The organism is Streptomyces sp. NPDC058685 (genome assembly GCF_042714725.1).
Lineage (GTDB): Bacteria > Actinomycetota > Actinomycetes > Streptomycetales > Streptomycetaceae > Streptomyces.
Map to the genome: position 1 here is coordinate 20,132 of NZ_JBHXSL010000064.1, position 20,433 is coordinate 40,564.

The following is a 20,433-nucleotide window of genomic DNA, read 5'->3' on the forward strand; positions in this document are numbered from 1 at the left end:
GTACGGACCTGGTCCGTACCGCCCTCCCGTGCGTCGCGCGTCAGCGCTGTTCCCGCCGTGTCACTTCAGGGCGAGCAGCAGGGTGTCGGAGGGCGAGCACCACACCGGGCGGGCCTCGCCGAAGCCGGCGGTGAGCAGCGTCTCGGCGTGCCACCGCGCGGAGGGGGTCTCGCCGTCCGCGTGCTCGCCGTAGATCTCGTACCGGCGGGCGGTGGGCTCCGCGAGGACGGGGTCCTGACCGGCCAGGGCCCACCATTCGGCCCAGTCGACCGCCCCGGATTCCTTGGCGCGCTCCATCTGGACGTGCCGGTGGGCGCGCTCGACGGCGTTGATGCGCGGGGTGGTGCGGTCGATCATGTGGTCGGCGTTCATGAAGACGCCGTCGGTGCGCACGAGCGAGGCGAGCTGCCCGTAGAGGGTGGAGAGCGGTCCGCTGCGCAGCCAGTGCAGGGCGGTCGCGGTGAGCACGGCGTCGTACGCGTCGTGCGGCAGGTGCGACGTCCAGTCGGGGTCGGTCAGGTCGGCGGTGACGAAGGTGACCCGGTCGTCGTCGGCGAAGGAGCCCCGGGCGATGGTCAACAGGGCGGGGTCCAGGTCGACACCCGTGCTGGTGGCTTTCGGGAACCGCTTGAGGACCCGGTCCGTAATACTTCCCGTACCGCACGCGAGGTCCAGCACCCGGGGTTCGGGGCCCACCGTGGCCTCGACCATGTCCAGCATGATCCGGAACCGCTCCTCGCGGTCGGGCATGTACCACTCCTGCTGGCGGTCCCAGCTCTCCTGCCAGGCCTGCCAGTCGGTGCCCGCACCCTTGCTCGTCACTGTCTCCGACACCGGAAACCTCCCGTCCGTAATACCCTCGAAGCAGCATCAGCTGTTACGCAGACCCTAGACCGCCGCGGTAAGGACTACAAGTGGAACTGGCCTATTACTCGGACTACGCCGTGCGCCTGGTCAACACCGAGGAGCCGGCCCGTAACAAGGACTCCCTCACCTCGGTGGACGCCGTACGGGAACTGTTCGGCGAGTCCACCCAGTCCGCGCGCCGCGCGACCGACGCGGACGTCACCCGGTTCCGTTCCGTGCGGGGCCGGCTGCGGGCGGTCTTCACGGCGGCCGACGGCGGCGACGAGACGGGAGCCGTCGACCTGCTGAACTCGCTGCTGCTGGAGTTTCCGGTCAGCCCGCAGATCTCCGGCCACGACTTCCGGGACGACGACGGCCGCCCGAAGTGGCACATGCATCTGGCCGACCATCCGTCGAACGCGACCGCCGGATACGCCGCGATCGCCGCGATGGGTCTGGCGTTCCATCTCACGGAGTACGGGGTGGACCGGCTCGGCCTGTGCCAGGCGCTGCCCTGCCGCAACGCCTACCTCGACACCTCCACCAACCGCTCCCGGCGCTACTGCTCGGACCGCTGCGCGACCCGCGCCAACGTGGCCGCCTACCGCGCCCGCAAGCGCCTGGAGACCGAGCGGTCGGAGAGTACGGGACGTACCGCGGAGAGCGCCCAGGAGGCGAGCCCGCGGGCGGATCGCTGATCCCCGGCGAGCGGGCGGTATCTCCCCCGCACCCGCCCCAGCAGCAGTTCGTGGGGCACCGATCCGAACACCCGGCTGTCGCCCTCGGCCCCCGGGTTGTCCCCCAGCACCCACCAGCCGTCCTCGCGCCGCTCCACCAGCCGCTTCACGATGAGCAGATCCTGCTGGAGGGGATGGCGCAGCACGGCGATGTCCCCGGCCTTCACCTCGGCGCCGTAGTGCACCAGCAGTTGATCGCCGTGCCGGAGCGTCGGGTACATGGACGGCCCCGTCACCTCGGCGACCCCGAACAATGCTCTCTGCTCCCGCCCCTGCTCACTCATCCGCCACCTCCGAGCCCCTCGGTATGTTCGGCCACCAGTCCCATACTGACCCTGGACTTTTGTCCTAAGCCCTAGGGGGCACTCGCGAAAACAGGTCTCTCACGGAGTAATGTCCCACCTGAGAAGACGATCACGAGGAAGGACAGCTCCATGCTTTCCCGCCTGTTTGCCCCCAAGGTGAAGGTCAGCGCCCACTGCGACCTGCCTTGCGGTGTCTACGACCCGGCCCAGGCCCGTATCGAGGCCGAGTCGGTCAAGGCCGTCCAGGAGAAGTACCAGGCCAACGAGGACCCGCACTTCCGGGCCCGCGCCACGGTCATCAAGGAGCAGCGTGCCGAGCTCGCGAAGCACCACGTCTCGGTGCTCTGGAGCGACTACTTCAAGCCGCCGCACTTCGAGAAGTACCCCGAGCTGCACCAGCTGGTGAACGACGCGCTCAAGGCGCTGTCGACCGCCAAGGGCTCGACGGACCCGGCGACGGGCCAGAAGGCGCTGGACTACATCGCCCAGATCGACAAGATCTTCTGGGAGACGAAGAAGGCTTGATCCGATCCGTCGGATCGCTTCACTCCTACCGACCGCACCCGGCAACCCCTCTGTGGGGAGCCGGGTGCGGTCGTCTGTCGGGTGCGGCCACCCAGCGGGCCTCAGCCGGTCGTCGTCGCCGCGTCCTTGCGGCCGTACAGCACCACCAGCGCCGTGACGGCCGCCGCCAGCAGCACCAGTGCGAGGCCCGCGGGGATCACGGCCGTCAGCGGGCCCGCGCACACACAGAGGAGCCCGCCCACGAGGAGGACGACCGAGCGCCGGCCCGTCGTCCGCAGCAGGATCGCGGCCGACGCCAGGAGGAAGATGCCCGCCCCTCCCGGCAGGGCCCACGCCACGATGCCGTGAAGCGGCTCGGACAGGTCGTAGTGGCCGGTGTCGGCGATCTGGTGGAGCACCTTCTTCATCCCGAGCGCGGAGACCACGATGCCCGCGACCAGCGGCAGATGGAGGAAGGTGTAGGTGTCGCGCGCGAGGCGGGTGCGGTCGTCACCGGTGAGTGCGGCCAGCCGGTGTTCCGCGGCCTCGGCGACCTGGCTGAAGTACAGCCGCCACAGACCCGCCACGACCAGCAGCCCCGCCGCGGCGGCGCCCAGCACGGCGGCGGAGACGGGATAGCCGGAGACCCCCACACCGATCGCCACGATCGACTCCCCGAGCGCGATGATCACGATCAGTCCGTGCCGCTCGGCGAAGTGGCCGGGTGACGCGACGCGCCAGCCCGAGGAGCCGGTGATCCAGATGCCGCCGTAGTCGACGGCCACCGCGCCGAGCCAGATGAGGATCTGCGTCACCCCGGTGAAGGCACTGCCGACCAGCAGCAGCACGAACGGCGGCGCCACCGAGATCAGTGCGGTACGGCGCAGCGTCGCCCGCAGCGCCTTGTCGCCCGGACTGGAGACCCAGTACGACACGAGGTGGAGCACGCGGACCGCGCCGTAGCAGAGCACGAACAGCAGCGGTGCCGGCAGCCCGCCGGGGGCGTCGTCATACACCTCGGGCACGGTCAGCGAGACGATGAGCACCACCGCCATGACCGAGACCAGAACGCCGAACAGCGCGCCCGCGTCGGCGCGTACGACGTTGCCGAGCCAGGCGAAGCAGCACCAGCACCACCACAGCAGCGCGAGCACGACCACTCCGCCGAGCAGCCGCAGGGCGGAGGTGTCGCGGGCCATGAGCGCGGTGACCTGGGTGATCGCGTACACGAAGACCAGATCGAAGAAGAGTTCCGCCGGGGTCACCCGATGGTCGTCCTCGGTGGCGATCATTCTGGACCGCTCTTTGCCGGTCGTCATGCTGCTCCCCCCTGGCCGGCCCGCCGCCGGGCCGACTCCGCGCGGAACGATACCCACGCCGGCTTCCGGCGGCGACGCCGTTCTCGACGGGCGTACGGCCCGTCAGATCTCCTTCAGGGAACGGAAGAAGTCGCGTACGTCCTGGGTGAAGAGGTCCGGCTGCTCCAGGGGAAGGAAGTTGCCGCCGCGCTCCAGCTCCGACCAGTACGTGATGTTGTGCTCCCGCTCGGCGAAGCGCCGGACGGCGACGTCCGTGGTGAGAGCGACCGCCACGCCCGTGGGCACCGTGCCGCGCTCCTTCGGCGCCCAGGCGGACGGGTCGTGCGCCGCCTCGTAGTAGAGGTTCGCGGACGAGCCCGCGGTGGCCGTGAACCAGTACAGACTGACGTTGGTGAGCAGGTGGTCGCGTCCGACCGCGTCCTCGGGCAGGTCCTTCTCGGCGTCCGTCCACTCCTTGAACTTCTCGACGATCCAGGCCAGTTGACCGACCGGCGAGTCGTGCAGCGCGTGCGCCAGGGTGTGCGGGCGGGTCGACTGGATGACGTTGAAGCCCATCATGTCGTCGCGGAAGTTCTGGAGCCGGGCGAGGCGGCCCTGTTCGGCTTCGGTCAGGCCCTCGAAGTCGGCGGGGTCGTCGGACGGGAAGACGATGAAACCGTTGACGTGGATGCCGACGACCCGGTCCGGTGCCTGCCGGCCCATCTCGGTCGCGATCCAGGCGCCGCCGCCGGTGCCCTGGACGCCGTAACGCCCGTACCCGAGAGCGGACATGAGCTCGGTGTACGCCGCGGCGATGCGGCCGTTGTTCCAGCCGGGCGCGCTGAGCGGACCGGAGAAGCCCACGCCGGGCGTACTCGCCACGACGACGTGGAAGTCCTGGGAGAGCGGGCGGATCACCTCGACGTACTCGATGATCGAGGCGGGCCAGTCGTGCATCAGCAGGAGCGGAGTGGCGTCCGGGTTCTCGGAGCGCAGATGCAGGAAGTGGATGTTCTGTCCGTCGATCTCGGCGATGAACTGCGGGAACTCGTTGAGCGCCGCCTCGGCCGCGCGCCAGTCGTAGCCCTCGGCCCAGTACTCGGCGAGCCCCTGCAGATAGCCGGCCGGGACGCCGCGGCTCCAGCCGGTGCCCGGGACCTCGGTGCCCCAGCGGGTGCGGCGCAGCCTGTCGCGCAGATCGTCGATGTCGGCCTGCGGGATCTCGATGCGGAAGGGGCGGATCTGTGCGGAGGTGTCGGTGTCCATGAACACAACGTTAGAAGGCAATTAGGCACGTCCGATTCCTGAATTTCCGGCAGTCTCGACTTCATGCTGGAAACCTCCGCACGACTGCTGCGTCTGCTGTCCCTGCTCCAGACGGCCCGTGAGTGGCCGGGCACCGAACTGGCCGAGCGGCTGGGGGTGAGCGGCCGTACGGTGCGCAACGACATCGACCGGCTCCGCGAACTCGGCTATCCGGTCGACGCCACCCGCGGCCCGGCGGGCGGCTATCGCCTCGCGGCGGGCACCGCGATGCCTCCGTTGCTGCTGGACGACGAGGAGGCGGTCGCGGTGACGATCGGGCTGCGCACGGTGGCTCAGGGCGCGCTCTCGGGCATGGAGGAGACGTCGCTGCGGGCGCTGGCGAAGCTGGAGCAGGTCCTTCCCGCACGGCTGCGCCGGCGGGTGCAGACGCTGCAGACGTACACCGTGCCGGTCCCGGCGGACCAGCCGCGGCCTGCCGTGGACGCCGATGTGCTGACCGTGCTGACGGCCGCCTGCCGGGACCGTGAGCGGCTGCGGTTCGACTACCGCGCCCACGACGGTTCGGCGTCCCGCCGGGTGAGCGAACCGCACCGGGTGGTCTCGTGGGGGCGGCGCTGGTATCTGGTGGCGTGGGACGTGGAGCGCGGGGACTGGCGCACCTTCCGGGTGGACCGCATCCGGCCGCGGACGCCCACGGGACCCCGGTTCGCGCCGCGCGAACTGCCCGACGGCGGCGATGCGGCGACCTATGTGGCACGGCGCGTATCGGCGGCCGGCTGGCGCCACCGCGCCCGGGTGACGGTGCACGCCCCGGCGGAGGCCGTGGCCGAACGCATCAACCCGGCGGTCGGGGTGGTCGAGGCGCTCGACGACCGCACCTGCGTCCTGGACACCGGCGCCGACTCCGTCGAGACGCTGGGCGTGTATCTCGGCATGCTGGGCCACGACTTCGACGTCACCGGCCCCCCTGAGCTGCTGGCTCATCTGCGGGAGCTGGCGCGGCGCTACGACCGCTCGACGCCCGCGTCCTGACCGGGCGCGCGCCGCGGTGCACGACGACGACCGCGACGAGCGCGAGCGCGAGGCCGATCCCGGTCTGCGGCCCGAACGGCTCACCGAACATCAGGGCGCCCCAGATCGCCGTGACCGGCGCCATCAGGAACATCAGCGTGTTCACCCGGGTGACCCCGGAGCGGCGCAGCACCAGCCAGTACAGCCCGTAGCCGCCGAAGGTGGAGAGCACCACCAGCCAGCCGACCGCCAGCCAGAACGAGCCCTCGGCGGGCGGCGTCGTCGCCCCGAAGGCGGCCGCGAGGGCGGTGAAGACGACCGCGCTGGTGGCGCAGTGGACGGTCATGGCGACCGACGGGGCGACGGGCGTGCGGGTGCGGCCCTCCAGGAACGTGGCCGCGACCAGGGAGAGCATCCCGACGAACGGCACGGCGTAGGCCCAGGGCGGGACGCCGTGCACCGCCGAGGCGTCGGCGAGGGTGACGACGGCGACGCCGGAGATGCCCAGCCAGAGGCCGAGCCACTGCCGGCGTGAGACGTACTGCCGCAGCAGCGGCCCCGCGAGCGCGCCCGCGACCAGCGGCTGGGTGCCGTCGATCAGCGCGGTGGTGCCGCTGGAGACGCCGAGCTGGATCGCCGCGTAGACGGTGAGCAGATAGCCACTCTGCGACAGGGCTCCGATCACGGTCTGCCGCAGGACGTCCCGGGCGGTGAGGCCGCGCCAGGACGCCCGGGCGACCAGTGCCGAGACCAGGGCGAGGACGAGGGCCAGCGGCAGGAACCGCCACATCAGGACCGTCACGGCGTCGGCGCTGCCCGCCCCGAGTTTGGCCCCGATGAAGCCGGAGCTCCAGCAGAGGACGAAGGCCGCGGAGAGCAGGACGTTCATGGCAGTCGCACCACCCGGGAAAGGAGGTATACAGATCGGTCTACCTCTTCCACTATACAGATCGGTATACTCAATGCCATGAGCAGCACCACGTCACCCCACCGCGTCGCCCTGACCCCGGGCGCCCGCCGCGCGCTGGACGCCGCCTCGCGCCTCTTCTACGAACGCGGCATCCACGCGGTCGGCGTCGACCTGATCGCGGCCGAGGCGGGGGTCACCAAGAAGACCCTCTACGACCGGTTCGGCTCCAAGGACCAGATCGTCGTGGAGTACCTGGCGGCGCGCGACGAACAGTGGCGGGCCTTCCTCGCCGAGCGTCTGGCCGGGGCCGGAGAGGAACCGGACGCCCGCGTCCTGGCCGTCTTCGACGCCTCTCGCGTGTGGGCGGGTGAGCACAGCACTCGGGGGTGCAGCATGGTCAACGCCCATGCCGAGATCAGCGATCCGGCGCATCCCGCGTTCCCGCTCATCACCGGCCAGAAGACCTGGATGCTCGGGCTCTTCACCGACCTGGCCCGGGAGGCCGGGGCTCAGGACCCGGAAACGCTCGGCCGCACCCTGATGCTGCTGCACGAGGGCGCGCTCGTGGCCCACGGCCTGAACGTCTTCCCCGACGCGCTCGGCGTCGCGGGCGAACAGGCGCGTTCCCTGCTCGCGAGGGGCTGACCGGCTGCGGACTGCCGAACCGGGCGTCGTGGGTCGCTGAACCGGCTCGCGGACTGCCGAAACGGGCGTCCCGGGTCGCTGAACCGGCCGCGTCCGGCCGTGCCTGTTCCCGACGGGCTGAGCGGGGCGCCTGTTGACGGAGCCGGGCCGGCTCCGTCACCGCTCCCGCGCGGCCGGGGGGTCAGGGCACGCAGGTCACCGGCGCGGGCAGGAGAGGACTGTTGTTCCGCAGCAGCCAGTGCCGGTAGGTGGCCGCCCGGGACGCCGCCTCGCGATAGGCGCTCTCCAGATCGGCGTACACGGCCTCGTAGAGCTCGTACGCACCGGGCAGCGAGAACAGCAACAGCCGTACCGCCAGGGGGTCTCCGCGGAGAGGTCGGATCGCCATGTCGTCGCGCGGCCCCGAGGTGGGCTGACAGGGGGCGACCGCCTCGCCGACCGCTATCAGGGAGGCGGCCGTGTGGTAATCCCCGTGCAGGACACGCGGGTTGAGTCCGGCAGCCCCCAGGACCCTGCGCAGCCCGTCCCATTCACCGTCCACCGTGGGGTCGACGATCCATCGGTCTTCGGCCAGATCGGCGAGCTCGACCACGGGAGTCGCGGCGGCCGGATGATCACGCGCCATGGAGATGAACTGCGGTTCGCGCTCGACCAGCACGCGTACCGAGAGTCCGTCGGGCACCTGCAGCGGACAGCCCTCCACCTCGTGCACGAAAGCGACATCGAGCTGACCCGCGGCGACCATCCTGAGCAGGGCGTTCGCGGAGACGTCGACATGCAGCGAGATGTCCGTGCCGGGCAGCCGCTGCCTGAGTCTTCGAAGCCAGCCGGCGAGCGCACGGCTCGCGGTGGATCCGATCCGTAAGCGGGGGCCGCCGGCTCTGCCCGCCGCGGCTCTGGCCTCGACGACGAGGGCCGCCATTTCGGCCACCAGCGGTCGGGCCCTGCTCAGGACCGCGCGGCCCAGTGGGGTGGGCCGGCAGCCGGAGCGTTCGCGGGAGAACAGCTCCGCGCCGAGGGAGTTCTCGATACGCCGCAGCTGGGTCGTCAACGACGGCTGACTGACGCCCAGTTGTCGGGCTGCCTTGTGCAGGCTGCCCGTGTCCGCAATCGCGCACAGGGCGCGGAGGTGCCTCACCTCGAGCTCCATGTCCCGAGAGTAGGGCGGCACCAACTGCCACACCAGACACATAGTTCGGGCACAGGGGACGGACAGGACAGGTGATGCCCCGGAGTTATCGGCAGTTGACATCATCCGCACGAGGGGACGGCTCCCCGACACTCTGACGCACCGAACCCGTTCATAGGACGAGTAGGAGCCCCCCATGCGTCACCTGAGAACCGTACTCTCCACGGCAGTCGGACTCGGCCTCGCGGCCGCGCTCTCCGCCGTGCCCGCGACCGCTGCGACGACGGCCAACTCCCCTGCGGCCACCGCGCACACGTCGTACGCCGCCTACGAAGGATCCTCCGAGGACGCCAAGGCGACCGCGGCGTTCTTCGACGCGGTCGTGAAGTCGGTGGCCGAGAAGCGCGCCGCCAACCCGGGCGCGCAGGCCGTGACCGTCGTCTACAGCGCCTCCAGCGCACCGACCTTCCGCTCGCAGATATCCCGCAGCACCCAGATCTGGAACAGCTCGGTCACCAACGTCCGCCTCCAGGAAGGCAGCAGCCCGGACTTCCGGTACTACGAGGGCAATGACTCCCGCGGCTCGTACGCGAGCACGGACGGCCACGGCCGCGGCTACATCTTCCTCGACTACCGCCAGAACCAGCAGTACAACTCCACCCGGGTCACGGCCCACGAGACCGGGCACGTGCTCGGTCTGCCGGACCACTACTCGGGCCCGTGCAGCGAACTGATGTCGGGCGGCGGTCCCGGCACGTCCTGCCAGAACGCCAACCCGAATGCCGCGGAGCGCGCGCGGGTGAACGCCCTGTGGGCGAACGGCCTGGCGGCAGCGATCGCCAAGGTCTCCTGACGCGCTGACACCCGCCCCAGCCGCAGGGGCGGACCGCGACACGAGGGGTGTCCTGCGAACAAGTGGCAGGGCACCCCTCCGCTGTTTCGGACCTTAGGGTGGCGCCATGACCGATCCGAGTGAACACACCGGGACGCTCTACGAGGCCGTGGGCGGCACCGAGACCCTGCGGCGACTGAGCAACACCTTCTACGACGCCGTCCTCGCGGATCCGCTGCTCGCCCCCGTCTTCGCCGGCTTCACGACCACCCACATCGAACATGTCGCGGTGTGGCTGGCCGAGATCTTCGACGGGCCGGCCCGCTTCACCGGCGAACTGGGGGGCCATCAGTCCCTGCTCCGCGCCCATCTGGGCCTGCGGATCACCGAAGAGCAGCGGCTGCGCTGGATGGAGCTGATGACCGCAGCGGTGGACAAGGAACTCCCCGACGACGAGCTGCTGCGCCGCCGGGTGCTGGAGTACTTCGACTGGGGTACGAAGATCGCCCGCGATGTGTCGGCCGAGCCGCCGGGCACGGACCTGGGAGATCCGGGCCCCACCCCTCGCTGGGGCTGGGAGGGCCTGCGCTGAGCCGGGGTCCGCGGCTCAGCCCCTGACCGGGCCGGGCCGGGACTGTCGGCTACGGCTACGGCTACGGCTACGGCTACGGCCGATACTCCGGCTCGCCGCGGCGTGCCGCCTCCGGCTCAGGCCCGTACCGCGGCGTGCGCCCCCAGCTCCGCGCCGGGCGGAAGCTGCTCACGGATGCGGCCGAGCGCCTCCTCGAAGTCGCCGCTGGCCACTCCGGACTCGTAGGCCGTCCCTCCGTAGTGCAGGGTCAGGTTGAGGTCCGAGCGGTCGAGGAACCCTCCCGGCCGCGGTTCGCCGAGCGTCAGCAGGCAGCTGAGCGTGGCCCGCTGGACCGCGCCGGCCGTGTGCACGGGCAGCGGTATGTCCCACTCCAGCACGCATGAGGACAGCAACGCCTCGCCCCCGACGGCCCGCAGGGCGGCGAACGTCGCCCCTTCGTACTCAACACCCCTGATGCGCGTGCGCAGTTGGCGTTCGTGCGCCGCGATCGATACCGCTTCTGCGCCCCGCCGGTCGCGGTACCAGCCCGCCCAGACTTCCGTCGACTCCGATGACATGGCGCGGACTGTAGCGGTACCGCACCCGCCGCCGAACAGCAGGGATGCCTCAGGGACCGGGCCGGGGCACCTCAGGTGGTGTCCACCGCCCGGCCGGGCGCGTCACCCGGCCGCTCGCCCCCGGATTCGGCGCTCTGGGCGCAGTCGGGATTGTGGCAGGGGCCGGGGCCCCAGAAGGGGACGTACGCCCCGAGAGTCTTGCGTCGCTTCGTCACGGTACCGACAGGCTGTCCGCACGCCGGGCATCGGTGCTCGGCCTGCGGGCTGCGGACGGTCCGACGTCCTTCGCTGCCCATATCTCCAAGGATATGGCGGTACGGACGGACAGGACACCCGGCGGTCAGCGCTTCCTGAGGTACTTCCTGACGAGGACGCCGTTGTCGAACGCCCGCACGGAGTCGAGAGTGAACGCGTCCGCCCGGAACCCCGAGGCGAACATGGGCATGCCGGTGCCGAGCACCACCGGATAGGTCTTGATGACGAGCTCGTCGACCTCCTCCCTCAGCTGACCGGCGAGATCGGCGCCGCCGCAGAGGTAGATCCCGAGGCCGCTCTCCTGCTTGAGCTCCCGGACCTTGAGGGCGACATCTCCGGAGACGATCTCCACATCCGGGTCGGGCGACTCGGTGATGCTGCGTGACGCCACGTACTGCCGCAGGTGGGCGTACGGGCTGGTGATCTTCGCTTCGAGGGCGAGGTCGTAGCTGCCTCGCCCCTGGATGATCGTGTCGTACTCGGTGTTCGGGACGCCGTCGACACCGAGCGCCCGACGGCCGGCGGTGGGCAGGGTGTCCGGGGCTTCCGTCCTGAGGTACTCCAGGAAGTCCCCGGCCACGTACTCCATGAAGCTTTCGCCGCTACCGTCCGGGCCTCCGATGAAGCCGTCGATCGACGCCGCGATGAAATAGCTGAGCTTGCGCAAGACAGGACACCTTCGGTCGTGGAGGATCCGCCGGACCGACGAACCACTCCACTCATAGTGCTTCAGTCATAGTGGTCAAGCAAGAGCTTTTCTCCTCTCGGATTCAGCGAGCCACACCCACGGCTGTGAACGTCAACGCCCCTGCGGCTCCCGCCACATCGGCCACATCACCGGGCCGTCCGGCAGGTGCACTGCCGTGCCCGTGAAGATGAAACCCAGCCGCTCGTACAGCCGTCGGCTGCCGGGGTTGCTCGCCTCCAGATAGGCGGGAACTCCGTCCCGGTCACAGCGCTCCAGCGCGGGCGCCAGCAACGCCGTCCCCCGGCCCTGCCCCTGATGCTGCGGCGAGACCGCGATCAGCTGGAGGTACTCGTGTGCCCTGTCGTGCGGATGGACCTCGTCCGTCAGCCGGCCGACCGTCTCCGCCCGGACGCGGCTCCGTCCGGCGATCGCCATCAGCCGGGCCCCGGTCTCGTCGTCGACTTCGCCCTCCCCCGCCGCCCCGGGCTTGCGCGGGAACCAGAGGGCCACGGCCGAGCCGTCCTCGGTGACATCGGCCCGGCCCACCGCGAGGGCCAGGTCGAAGAACACCCCCACGAAGGGTGCGTGGGCCCGGCGGAGCTCGGCCGGGTCCTGGAAGACCCACCGGCTCACCGGATCGTCCCGGAACGCCTCATGGATGAGGCGGACGAGTTCCTCCCGGTCCTCCGCCGTCGCCTGCCGTACCTCCACGCTCATCCGTCTCCGCCTCTCGCCCCCGCGTCGCGTCCACGTCCTCATCGGTCAACCCTCTCCATGGTCGGGGAGCCGGGCACCTCAGCGGGTACGACGGGTGACGAATTCGGCCAGGGCCAGCAGATCCCCCGCTGCCGCCAGATCCGGCACCGCCCGGGAGAGCTCATGGACGGCGCGGGCCATCCGGTCGGCCGCCTGCAACTGCGCCCAGTCCCGGCCCCCGGCCCGGTCGACCGCCTCGGCGGCCCGGCGCACCGTCGCGGCGTTCATGGGCCCCCGGTACAGCTCGGCCAGTTCCGCCCCGGCGGCGGTGCCGGAGGTCAGGGCGGCCACCACCGGCAGCGACTTCTTGTGCGCGGCCAGGTCGGCGCCCGCCGGTTTCCCCGTCCGGTCAGGGTCGCCCCAGATGCCGATGAGATCGTCGATCAGCTGGAACGCGAGCCCGGCCTCCCTGCCGAACGCGTCCATGGCTGCGGTCTCCTCCTCCCCCGCGCCGGCGTACAGGGCTCCGAGCGCGCAGGCGCACCCCAGCAGCGCACCTGTCTTGGCGGTCGCCATCTCGAGGCACTCGTCGAGGGACACGTCGTTGGGCGCGCGCTCCTCGAAAGCGCAGTCCGCCTGCTGTCCGGCGCACAGCTCGATCACACAGTCCGTGAGCCGCCGCGACGCGGCCGCGGACGCCGGATGGTGGTCCTCGGCGAGCAGACGCAGCGCCACGGCGAACATGGCGTCACCCGCGATGATCGCGTCGGGGGTGCCGAAGACGGTCCAGGCGGTGGGGCGGTGTCTTCGGGTCGGGTCCTCGTCGATGACATCGTCGTGGAGCAGTGTGAAGTTGTGCGCGAGCTCGACGGCTGCCGCGGCCGGCACCGCGAGGCGCTGGTTCCCCCCGAGTGCCCTGGTGGCGGCGAGGACGAGCGCCGGCCGGATGGCCTTGCCGGTGGACCCCGCGGCCGGGGTTCCGTCCGCGTGCTCCCAGCCGAAGTGGTACATCGCGACCCGGCGCAGGGAACCGGGCAGGGAGTCGATGGTTGCTCGTAGTTGGGGATCGACGACCTCGCGGGTGCGGTCCAGAAGGGCGATGGCCTCACGGCCCTCGACGGCCTCCGACATGGTCAACTGTGCGGTCCTTTCGGGGGGGTCCGGTGCGAGGTTGCGGCCGGTTGCTCCGCTCCGAGGGGGGCGGAGGCCGGGAGCACGGGTAGCAGGCGCGCTCCCGGCCGCCGGTCGGGTCACCTCCAGCGGCTCACCTCCACGTTCTCCAGGACACCGAGGGCGTCGGGCACCAGCACCGCTGCGGAGTAGTAGGCCGTGACGAGGTAGGAGATGATCGCCTGCTCGTCGATGCCCATGAATCGCACGGACAGACTCGGCTCGATCTCGTCCGGGATACCCGCCTGCTGAAGGCCGATGACGCCCTGTTCGGCCTCGCCGGTACGCATACAGATGATGGAGGTGGTCCTGGCCTCGGTGACCGGGATCTTGTTGCACGGGAAGATCGGTACACCGCGCCAGGCCGGTACATGGTGGCCGGCGACCTCGACACTGTCCGGGACGAGCCCGCGCCGGTTGCACTCACGTCCGAAGGCGGCGATGGCCCGTGGGTGGGCGAGGAACATCTTCGAACCGCGCCGCCGCGACAGCAGTTCGTCCATGTCGTCGGGGCTGGGCGCGCCGTCGTGCGGCTGGAGGCGCTGTCCGTAGTCGCAGTTGGCCAGGAGACCGAACTCCCGGTTGTTGACGAGCTCGTCCTCCTGGCGCTCGCGCAGCGCCTCCACGGTGAGCCGCAACTGCTGCTCGGTCTGGTTCATCGGCTGGTTGTAGAGGTCGGCGACCCGGCTGTGCACCTTCAGCACGGTCTGGGCGACGCTCAGTTCGTACTCGCGCGGCGCACCCTCGTAGTCCACGAAGGTGTGCGGGACGAGGGCTTCACCGACATGTCCCGCGGACAGGTCGATCGCCGCCTCGCCGTACTTGTTGGTCCGTTGATGCGGCAGCGCGGCGAGCCCTGCGAGATGAGCGCGGAGCGAGTCGGCGCGCTCCGCGAGGTTCAGCACGTCGTCCCGGGTCAGGACCAGGACCGTACAGGCGGTGGCGGCGCGGGCGGTGTAGTCCCAGGTGGCGTCGCGGTCCACCAGGGCCTGCTCGCCGAAGTAGGCGCCGTCGGCGAGGACTCCGAGAACCGCCTCGTCGCCGTAGGGCCCGGTGCCGATCTGCTCCACCCGGCCGTGGGCCAGGAGGTAGACGCGGTCGGCGGCCGACCCCGCAGGGGCCACCACCTCACCCGCCGCGAACTCCCGCTGCTCACAGCGGTTCGCCAGCTCGGCCAGGACCGACTCCTCGCCGTACTCCCGGAGAGCGGGCAGCTCGCCCAGCTCCGCGGGAATGACCGACACGCGGTCGCCGGTCTGCACGAACGTCACGCGCCCGTCGCCCACCGAGTAGCTCAGGCGGCGGTTCACCCGGTAGGTGCCACCCTGCACCTGCACCCAGGGCAGCATGCGCAGCAGCCACCGTGAGGTGATCTCCTGCATCTGCGGCACCGACTTGGTGGTGGTCGCAAGGTTCCGCGCGGCGGCCGTACCGAGGCTCTGCTGCTTCGGCGTGTGCTGCTCACGGACCTCGTCGCCGACAGAGCCAACCGAACCAACCGACATTAGGACTCCCTCTCGATCATGGTCTGACCTGCGAGAGAAAGCCTGTCAGCACGCAGAGTACGGACGCCATTACACAAACGGATGGGACTACTTATCCCCCAGTGGGGCACATGGGGCGGAAGCCGGTCGTCCGGTCCGGTGACCGGATCGGCTCGATCACCGCCCGAACAAGTGGTCCGTCCGCGGGAGTTCGGGTAGAAGCCCGGTACGACGCATTCCGCGTCCACCACCATCCCCCCACCATCCCCATCCCCCACCCCAGGGAGCTCCACCGATGGCCGCACCCATGTCCGCGAGCAGGTTTCTCGACGCCTTACGCGACGAGGGACTGACAGTCGTCCAGGTCGGCGAATGGCGCACGCACAACCGCAACCACAAGGGCCCGTGGGGCCCGGTGCACGGTGTGATGATCCACCACACGGTCACCAAGGGCACCGCGAACACCGTCCGCATCTGCCGCGACGGCTACGCGTCCCTGCCGGGACCGCTGTGCCACGGCGTCATCGCCAAGGACGGCAAGGTCCATCTCGTCGGCTACGGCCGCGCCAACCACGCGGGCCTGGGCGACGACGACGTCCTGCGCGCGGTGATAGCGGAGAAGGCACTCCCCGCCGACAACGAGGCGAACACCGACGGGAACCGCCACTTCTACGGCTTCGAGTGCGAGAACCTGGGCGACGGCAAGGACCCCTGGCCGGCCGTCCAGCTGGAGGCGATCGAGAAGGCGGCGGCGGCCGTCTGCCGCCACCACGGCTGGAACTCACGGTCCGTGATCGGTCACCTCGAATGGCAGCCGGGCAAGGTCGACCCGCGCGGCTTCACCATGAAGGCCATGCGCGAACGCATCGCCGAGCGCCTGAAGTGACAATGGCCGTGTGCCACCGGAAGCGCTCGACCTCACCGCCGCCCTGCGGCCCCGGCTGCCGTCGCCGCTGCAGCCGGTCGAGGACGAGCGCTTCTCCCGGCACGGCATACGCCTGCTGCTCAAGCGCGACGATCTGATCCACCCGGACCTGCCGGGCAACAAGTGGCGCAAACTGGCGCCGAATCTGCGGGCGGCGGCGGGCCGCCCGCTGCTGACCTTCGGCGGCGCCTACTCCAATCACCTGCGGGCGACGGCCGCCGCCGGCCGCCTGCTGGGCTTCCCCACGGTCGGCGTGGTCCGGGGCGACGAACTGGCGTCCCGGCCGCTCAACCCGTCCCTCACGCAGTGCGCGGCGGACGGCATGCGTCTGGTGTTCGTGGACCGCGCCACCTACCGGACGAAGAACGACCCCCAGGTCCTGGCGCGGATCCTGGCAGCGGCGGCGGAGGCGCGGGCCGGTGACCCCGCGCACCACACCGGCCGCGCGGACGACTTCTACGTCGTGCCCGAAGGCGGCAGCAACGCCCTCGCCGCACGCGGCTGCACGGCCCTCGGGCACGAGCTCCGGCAGCTCGCGGACGTGGTCGCCGTCGCCTGCGGCACCGGTGGAACACTCGCCGGCCTCGCCGCGGGCCTCGCGCCGCGGCAGCGCGCCATCGGCTTCCCCGTCCTGCGGGGCGGCTTCCTCGCCGCGGAGACGGCCCGTATCCAGCAGGAGGCCTTCGGCGGCCGCACCGGCGACTGGACGCTCGACGAGCGCTTCCACGGCGGCGGGTACGCGCGCTCCACTCCGAGGCTGGATGCGTTCGCCGATGAGTTCGAAGCACGCCACGGACTGCCCGTCGAGCGGCTGTATGTGGCCAAAATGCTCTACGGTCTGGCCACCCTGGTCGCCGAGGGTGCGTTCCCGGCGGGCACCACCGTCGCCGCCGTGGTGACGGGCCGGCCCGAAGACCCCGAGCCCTCGGATGCATCCTGACCGGGTCCGGCCCGAGCCCCCTCTGCGGCACCCTGCCCCGGCCGGCCCGACCCCCGGAAGCAGCCTGACCGGATCCGGCCCGAGCCCCCGACAGCCCTATCCGGCCTCCTCGCGGAACGCCGCCGCCTCTTCCAGATCCAGCCGTCGCAGCAGCGTCCGCATCATCTCGTCGTCGATCCGCCGCTCGTCCCGCAACCGCACGAAGACCTCACGCTCCGCTCCGATCATCTGCCGGGCGAGCCTGCGGTAGGTGTCGTCCGCCGACTCCCCGGTCGCTTCGTTCACCCCGCCGAGCCGCTCCCAGACGGAGTTCCGCCGCCGCTCCAGGACCGTGCGCAGGCGTTCCTCCAGCGGCTGGGGCAGGGCGTTCGCGCTGTCGGCGAGCAGTTCGTCGAGCCGCCGGTCCGCCGCCTGGGACGCCTCGTTCTGGGCCTGGGCCTCGGCGAGCGTCTCGGCGTAGGCGTCGCGCTGGGGCAGCTTCAGCTTGCGGATCAGGACCGGCAGGGTCAGTCCCTGCACCACGAGCGTGCCGATGACCGTCGTGAACGTCAGGAACAGCACGAGGTTCCGCGCCGGGAAGGCCTCGCCGTCGGCCGCGGTCAGCGGGATGGAGAAGGCGATCGCCATGGAGACGACCCCGCGCATTCCGGCCCAGCCGACGATCACGGGCGATTTCCAGTCGGTGTCCGGTTCCCGCTCCCGGACGCGTGAGGAGAACAGTCGCGGCAGGTACGTCCCCGGGAAGACCCAGACGTACCGCACCACCACCACACAGACGAAGACCGCGAAGGCGTACCAGAGGGATTCGGCGACGCCGTAGTTGCCGAGGCCGTCCAGGACGTACGGCAGTTGCAGTCCGATCAGCGCGAACACGGCGGATTCCAGGATGAAGGCGATCATCCGCCACACGGCGTCCTCCTGGAGCCGCGTCTCGAAGTCGACCTGCCACGAGCGGTGCCCGAGGTACAGCGCCACGACGACCACGGCGAGGACGCCGGAGGCGTGGACGTGCTCGGCCGCCGCGTAGGCGACGAAGGGGATGAGCAACGACAGCGTGTTCTGGAGGAGCGCTTCCTTCAGATGAGTGCGCAGCCAGTGGAGCGGCACCATCAGCAGCAGGCCGACGGCGATGCCGCCGAGCGAGGCCAGGGCGAATTCACCGATGCCCCCCGCCCAGCTCGCCCCTTCCCCCACGGCGGCGGCCAGCGCCACCTTGAACGCCGTGATCGCGGTGGCGTCGTTCACCAGGGACTCGCCCTGGAGGATCGTGGTGATGCGGTTCGGCAGCCCGAGCCGGCGGGCGATCGCGGTGGCGGCCACCGCGTCCGGCGGCGCGATCACGGCTCCGAGGACCAGCGCCGCCGTCAGGGGCAGGTCGGGCACCAGCAGAAAGGCGAGGTAGCCCACCACGAGGGTCGCGAAGAGCACATAGCCGACCGAGAGCAGCGCGACGGGCCGGAGGTTGGCCTTCAGGTCGAGGTAGGAACTGTCGACCGCCGCCTTGTGCAGCAACGGCGGCAGCACCAGCGGCAGCACGATGTGCGGGTCGAGCGTGTAGTCCGGGACCCCGGGCAGGTACGCGCAGATCAGCCCCGCGGCCACGAGCAGCAGGGGTACGGGCACGGGCGACCTGCGGGCCAGCCCGGCGATCGCGGCGCTGCCCGCGATCAGTGCCACCAGGGGCAATACGTCCATCTCTCGCCGTCCCTCGGTCCGTCCACGCCTCGTCCGGCGTCCACCGCCGTAATCTGGCAATCATGAGCGAGTGTGCGCATGCAGCAGAACTGCCCGTCCCCGCACCGGCCGCGCTGACCGGGACGTGCGCGGAGTGCGACGCGGGCGGCACCCATCCCGTGCACCTGCGACTCTGCCTGACCTGTGGGCAGGTGGGGTGCTGCGACTCCTCGCCGATGCGCCACGCGTCGGCGCATTTCGCGGAGACGGGCCATCCGGTGATGCGCAGTTTCGAGCCGGGAGAGAACTGGCGGTGGTGCTTCGTGGACGGTTCGATCGTCTGAAGCCTGGGTACGTCAACCCTCCGCCGGTTCCTCACAATTGGGCCCGCAGACCTCTAGCCACTGTGTGTGGTCATATGCTTACCATGAGTGACAGCCACCGAGTGGGGGCCCGGCGACAGGGCACTATGGATCGCGATAGCGTCGCCGGGCCAGTACCGGCTGCGTTCTGATTGCGTAGCCCACGGCTTCGGGATCTTTCTCCCGCGGCCCCGAAAGAGCTTGTGCCACCTTGGAGGTGAGGGTGTCCCAGATCGCAGGCGAGCCCGGGACTCAGGACTTCGTGGAAGTCCGGCTGCCCGCTGCGGGTGCCTATCTGTCCGTGCTGCGGACGGCGACGGCCGGCCTCGCAGCGCGCTTGGACTTCACCCTCGACGAGATCGAGGATCTGCGGATCGCGGTCGACGAGGCGTGCGCGATCCTGCTGCAGCAGGCGGTCCCCGGCTCCGTCCTCAGCTGTGTGTTCCGACTGGTCGACGACTCGCTGGAGGTCACGGTCTCGGCGCCGACGACCGACGGCCGGGCGCCGGAGCGCGACACCTTCGCCTGGACGGTGCTCTCCGCACTGGCCGGCAAGGTCGACTCCTCGGTAGCCGACGACCGTACGGTCTCCATCAGCCTGTACAAACAGCGCGGCGCGGGACCCGGGCCGGCGTGAGGAACGGGGACGGTCCGGTGCGGAACGAGCCACCCGCGGTGCACGGCATCCCGGAGCAGCAGGCGCGGCCGCATCCGGTGGACGGCCTTTTGGACGCGGCGGAGCAGGCGCAGGCAGAGCGGGCGGCCCATATGAGCGAGCACGTGCACGAGCAGCAGCACCACGATCCACATGACCGCAGCGGGGCGCGGGCGATGTTCATCGAGCTTCGCAAGCTGCCCGACGGCTCCTCGGAGCGGGCGGCACTGCGCAACCAGCTGGTGCGTATGCATCTGCCGCTGGTCGAGCACCTGGCGCGGCGCTTCCGCAACCGGGGTGAGCCGCTGGACGACCTCACCCAGGTCGCGACGATCGGTCTGATCAAGTCGGTGGACCGGTTCGATCCGGAGCGTGGCGTCGAGTTCTCGACCTACGCGACGCCGACGGTCGTCGGTGAGATCAAGCGCCACTTCCGCGACAAGGGCTGGGCGGTCCGCGTCCCGCGCCGGCTTCAGGAGCTACGGCTCGCCCTGACCACGGCGACCGCCGAACTCTCCCAGCAGCACGGCCGCTCCCCGACGGTCCACGAGCTCGCCGAGCGTCTGGGCATCTCGGAGGAGGAGGTCCTGGAGGGCCTGGAGTCGGCGAACGCGTACTCCACGCTGTCCCTGGACGTCCCCGACACCGACGACGAGTCGCCGGCGGTCGCGGACACCCTCGGCGCCGAGGACGAGGCGCTGGAGGGCGTCGAGTACCGCGAGTCGCTGAAGCCACTGCTGGAGGATCTGCCACCGCGGGAGAAGCGCATCCTGCTGCTCCGGTTCTTCGGCAACATGACCCAGTCGCAGATCGCGCAGGAGGTCGGCATCTCCCAGATGCACGTCTCCCGCCTGCTGGCCCGCACCCTCGCGCAGCTGCGCGAGCGGCTGCTGGTCGAGGAGTAGCAGAGCCTCCACCCACGCATGCGGGAGGGCCCGGCACAGTGTGTGCC

24 protein-coding genes are annotated in these 20,433 nt (G+C 70.7%); 11 read left to right on the forward strand and 13 right to left on the reverse strand.

The window, feature by feature from the left end:
* Positions 1-60 precede the first annotated feature (60 nt).
* A complete protein-coding gene (locus ACFWU3_RS32350) occupies positions 61-834 on the reverse strand; it encodes a class I SAM-dependent methyltransferase (protein ID WP_384444597.1) in 774 nt (257 codons plus the stop codon).
* A gap of 80 nt (positions 835-914) precedes the next feature.
* Between ACFWU3_RS32350 and ACFWU3_RS32355 the strand changes: the two genes are divergently transcribed.
* Entirely contained in the window at positions 915-1,544 is a 630-nt protein-coding gene (locus ACFWU3_RS32355; RefSeq protein WP_313944177.1) for a CGNR zinc finger domain-containing protein, read from the forward strand.
* Here ACFWU3_RS32355 and sodX read toward each other — a convergent pair.
* The gene (gene sodX, locus ACFWU3_RS32360; RefSeq protein ID WP_384444598.1) at positions 1,448-1,867 is read right to left on the reverse strand and encodes a nickel-type superoxide dismutase maturation protease; all 420 of its coding nucleotides are present in this window, start codon (positions 1,865-1,867) and stop codon (positions 1,448-1,450) included. The two genes, ACFWU3_RS32355 and sodX, sit on opposite strands and share 97 nt — an antisense overlap.
* 150 nt (positions 1,868-2,017) lie before the next feature.
* On the opposite strand from sodX, the gene sodN reads away from it, so the two are divergent.
* Complete coding sequence (sodN, locus tag ACFWU3_RS32365) at positions 2,018-2,413, forward strand: superoxide dismutase, Ni (RefSeq protein WP_313944179.1); 396 nt, start codon at positions 2,018-2,020, stop codon at positions 2,411-2,413.
* A 101-nt stretch (positions 2,414-2,514) separates the two neighbouring features.
* Here the strand turns inward: sodN and ACFWU3_RS32370 are convergent, their stop codons facing one another.
* Together ACFWU3_RS32370 and ACFWU3_RS32375 are read right to left on the reverse strand one after the other, a co-directional pair.
* Entirely contained in the window at positions 2,515-3,711 is a 1,197-nt protein-coding gene (locus ACFWU3_RS32370) for a low temperature requirement protein A (RefSeq protein WP_384444599.1), read from the reverse strand.
* Between the two features lie 102 nt (positions 3,712-3,813).
* The gene (locus ACFWU3_RS32375; RefSeq protein WP_384444600.1) at positions 3,814-4,956 is read right to left on the reverse strand and encodes an epoxide hydrolase family protein; all 1,143 of its coding nucleotides are present in this window, start codon (positions 4,954-4,956) and stop codon (positions 3,814-3,816) included.
* A gap of 63 nt (positions 4,957-5,019) precedes the next feature.
* Between ACFWU3_RS32375 and ACFWU3_RS32380 the strand changes: the two genes are divergently transcribed.
* Positions 5,020-5,988, forward strand: a complete 969-nt coding sequence (locus tag ACFWU3_RS32380; RefSeq protein WP_384444601.1) for a helix-turn-helix transcriptional regulator — start codon at positions 5,020-5,022, stop codon at positions 5,986-5,988.
* On the opposite strand, the gene ACFWU3_RS32385 is transcribed toward ACFWU3_RS32380, so the two are convergent.
* Positions 5,912-6,856, reverse strand: a complete 945-nt coding sequence (locus tag ACFWU3_RS32385) for a DMT family transporter (RefSeq protein WP_384444602.1) — start codon at positions 6,854-6,856, stop codon at positions 5,912-5,914. The two genes, ACFWU3_RS32380 and ACFWU3_RS32385, sit on opposite strands and share 77 nt — an antisense overlap.
* Before the next feature lie 78 nt (positions 6,857-6,934).
* Here ACFWU3_RS32385 and ACFWU3_RS32390 point away from each other — a divergent pair, with 78 nt between their 5' ends.
* Complete coding sequence (locus ACFWU3_RS32390; RefSeq protein WP_384444603.1) at positions 6,935-7,522, forward strand: TetR/AcrR family transcriptional regulator; 588 nt, start codon at positions 6,935-6,937, stop codon at positions 7,520-7,522.
* Positions 7,523-7,703: 181 nt separating this feature from the next.
* Here the strand turns inward: ACFWU3_RS32390 and ACFWU3_RS32395 are convergent, their stop codons facing one another.
* A complete protein-coding gene (locus ACFWU3_RS32395) occupies positions 7,704-8,672 on the reverse strand; it encodes a LysR family transcriptional regulator (protein ID WP_383240474.1) in 969 nt (322 codons plus the stop codon).
* Between the two features lie 175 nt (positions 8,673-8,847).
* Here ACFWU3_RS32395 and snpA point away from each other — a divergent pair, with 175 nt between their 5' ends.
* Positions 8,848-9,504 (forward strand): snapalysin, encoded by a 657-nt coding sequence (gene snpA, locus ACFWU3_RS32400; RefSeq protein ID WP_384444604.1) that lies wholly within the window; start codon positions 8,848-8,850, stop codon positions 9,502-9,504.
* Between the two features lie 106 nt (positions 9,505-9,610).
* The gene (locus ACFWU3_RS32405; protein ID WP_384444605.1) at positions 9,611-10,075 is read left to right on the forward strand and encodes a group II truncated hemoglobin; all 465 of its coding nucleotides are present in this window, start codon (positions 9,611-9,613) and stop codon (positions 10,073-10,075) included.
* 116 nt (positions 10,076-10,191) lie between these two features.
* Here ACFWU3_RS32405 and ACFWU3_RS32410 read toward each other — a convergent pair whose 3' ends face one another.
* The 6 genes from ACFWU3_RS32410 to ACFWU3_RS32435 all read right to left on the reverse strand — a co-directional run bounded on the left by ACFWU3_RS32410 (position 10,192) and on the right by ACFWU3_RS32435 (position 14,946).
* Complete coding sequence (locus ACFWU3_RS32410; RefSeq protein ID WP_384444606.1) at positions 10,192-10,632, reverse strand: DUF6304 family protein; 441 nt, start codon at positions 10,630-10,632, stop codon at positions 10,192-10,194.
* A gap of 71 nt (positions 10,633-10,703) precedes the next feature.
* The gene (locus ACFWU3_RS32415; protein WP_384444607.1) at positions 10,704-10,847 is read right to left on the reverse strand and encodes a hypothetical protein; all 144 of its coding nucleotides are present in this window, start codon (positions 10,845-10,847) and stop codon (positions 10,704-10,706) included.
* A 125-nt stretch (positions 10,848-10,972) separates the two neighbouring features.
* Positions 10,973-11,554, reverse strand: a complete 582-nt coding sequence (locus ACFWU3_RS32420; protein WP_384444608.1) for a dihydrofolate reductase family protein — start codon at positions 11,552-11,554, stop codon at positions 10,973-10,975.
* A gap of 132 nt (positions 11,555-11,686) precedes the next feature.
* Entirely contained in the window at positions 11,687-12,292 is a 606-nt protein-coding gene (locus ACFWU3_RS32425) for a GNAT family N-acetyltransferase (protein WP_384444609.1), read from the reverse strand.
* A gap of 78 nt (positions 12,293-12,370) precedes the next feature.
* Positions 12,371-13,402: a family 2 encapsulin nanocompartment cargo protein polyprenyl transferase gene (locus tag ACFWU3_RS32430; RefSeq protein WP_384444615.1), complete on the reverse strand. Its 1,032-nt coding sequence runs from the start codon at positions 13,400-13,402 to the stop codon at positions 12,371-12,373.
* 119 nt (positions 13,403-13,521) lie between these two features.
* Positions 13,522-14,946 carry a family 2B encapsulin nanocompartment shell protein gene (locus ACFWU3_RS32435; RefSeq protein WP_384444610.1) on the reverse strand — a complete coding sequence of 475 codons (1,425 nt, stop codon included), beginning with the start codon at positions 14,944-14,946 and terminating at the stop codon, positions 13,522-13,524.
* A 274-nt stretch (positions 14,947-15,220) separates the two neighbouring features.
* Between ACFWU3_RS32435 and ACFWU3_RS32440 the strand changes: the two genes are divergently transcribed.
* Positions 15,221-15,811, forward strand: a complete 591-nt coding sequence (locus ACFWU3_RS32440) for an N-acetylmuramoyl-L-alanine amidase (RefSeq protein ID WP_384444611.1) — start codon at positions 15,221-15,223, stop codon at positions 15,809-15,811.
* A 10-nt stretch (positions 15,812-15,821) separates the two neighbouring features.
* Positions 15,822-16,790: a 1-aminocyclopropane-1-carboxylate deaminase/D-cysteine desulfhydrase gene (locus tag ACFWU3_RS32445; protein ID WP_384444612.1), complete on the forward strand. Its 969-nt coding sequence runs from the start codon at positions 15,822-15,824 to the stop codon at positions 16,788-16,790.
* 96 nt (positions 16,791-16,886) lie between these two features.
* Here ACFWU3_RS32445 and ACFWU3_RS32450 read toward each other — a convergent pair whose 3' ends face one another.
* Complete coding sequence (locus ACFWU3_RS32450) at positions 16,887-18,485, reverse strand: Na+/H+ antiporter (RefSeq protein WP_384444613.1); 1,599 nt, start codon at positions 18,483-18,485, stop codon at positions 16,887-16,889.
* Positions 18,486-18,547: 62 nt separating this feature from the next.
* Between ACFWU3_RS32450 and ACFWU3_RS32455 the strand changes: the two genes are divergently transcribed.
* The 3 genes from ACFWU3_RS32455 (at position 18,548) to ACFWU3_RS32465 (ending at position 20,386) form a co-directional block, all read left to right on the forward strand.
* Entirely contained in the window at positions 18,548-18,808 is a 261-nt protein-coding gene (locus tag ACFWU3_RS32455; protein ID WP_384444614.1) for a UBP-type zinc finger domain-containing protein, read from the forward strand.
* A 241-nt stretch (positions 18,809-19,049) separates the two neighbouring features.
* Positions 19,050-19,463: an anti-sigma regulatory factor gene (locus tag ACFWU3_RS32460; RefSeq protein ID WP_018845530.1), complete on the forward strand. Its 414-nt coding sequence runs from the start codon at positions 19,050-19,052 to the stop codon at positions 19,461-19,463.
* Between the two features lie 17 nt (positions 19,464-19,480).
* The gene (locus ACFWU3_RS32465; RefSeq protein WP_327680431.1) at positions 19,481-20,386 is read left to right on the forward strand and encodes an RNA polymerase sigma factor SigF; all 906 of its coding nucleotides are present in this window, start codon (positions 19,481-19,483) and stop codon (positions 20,384-20,386) included.
* The last annotated feature ends 47 nt before the right edge of the window (positions 20,387-20,433 follow it).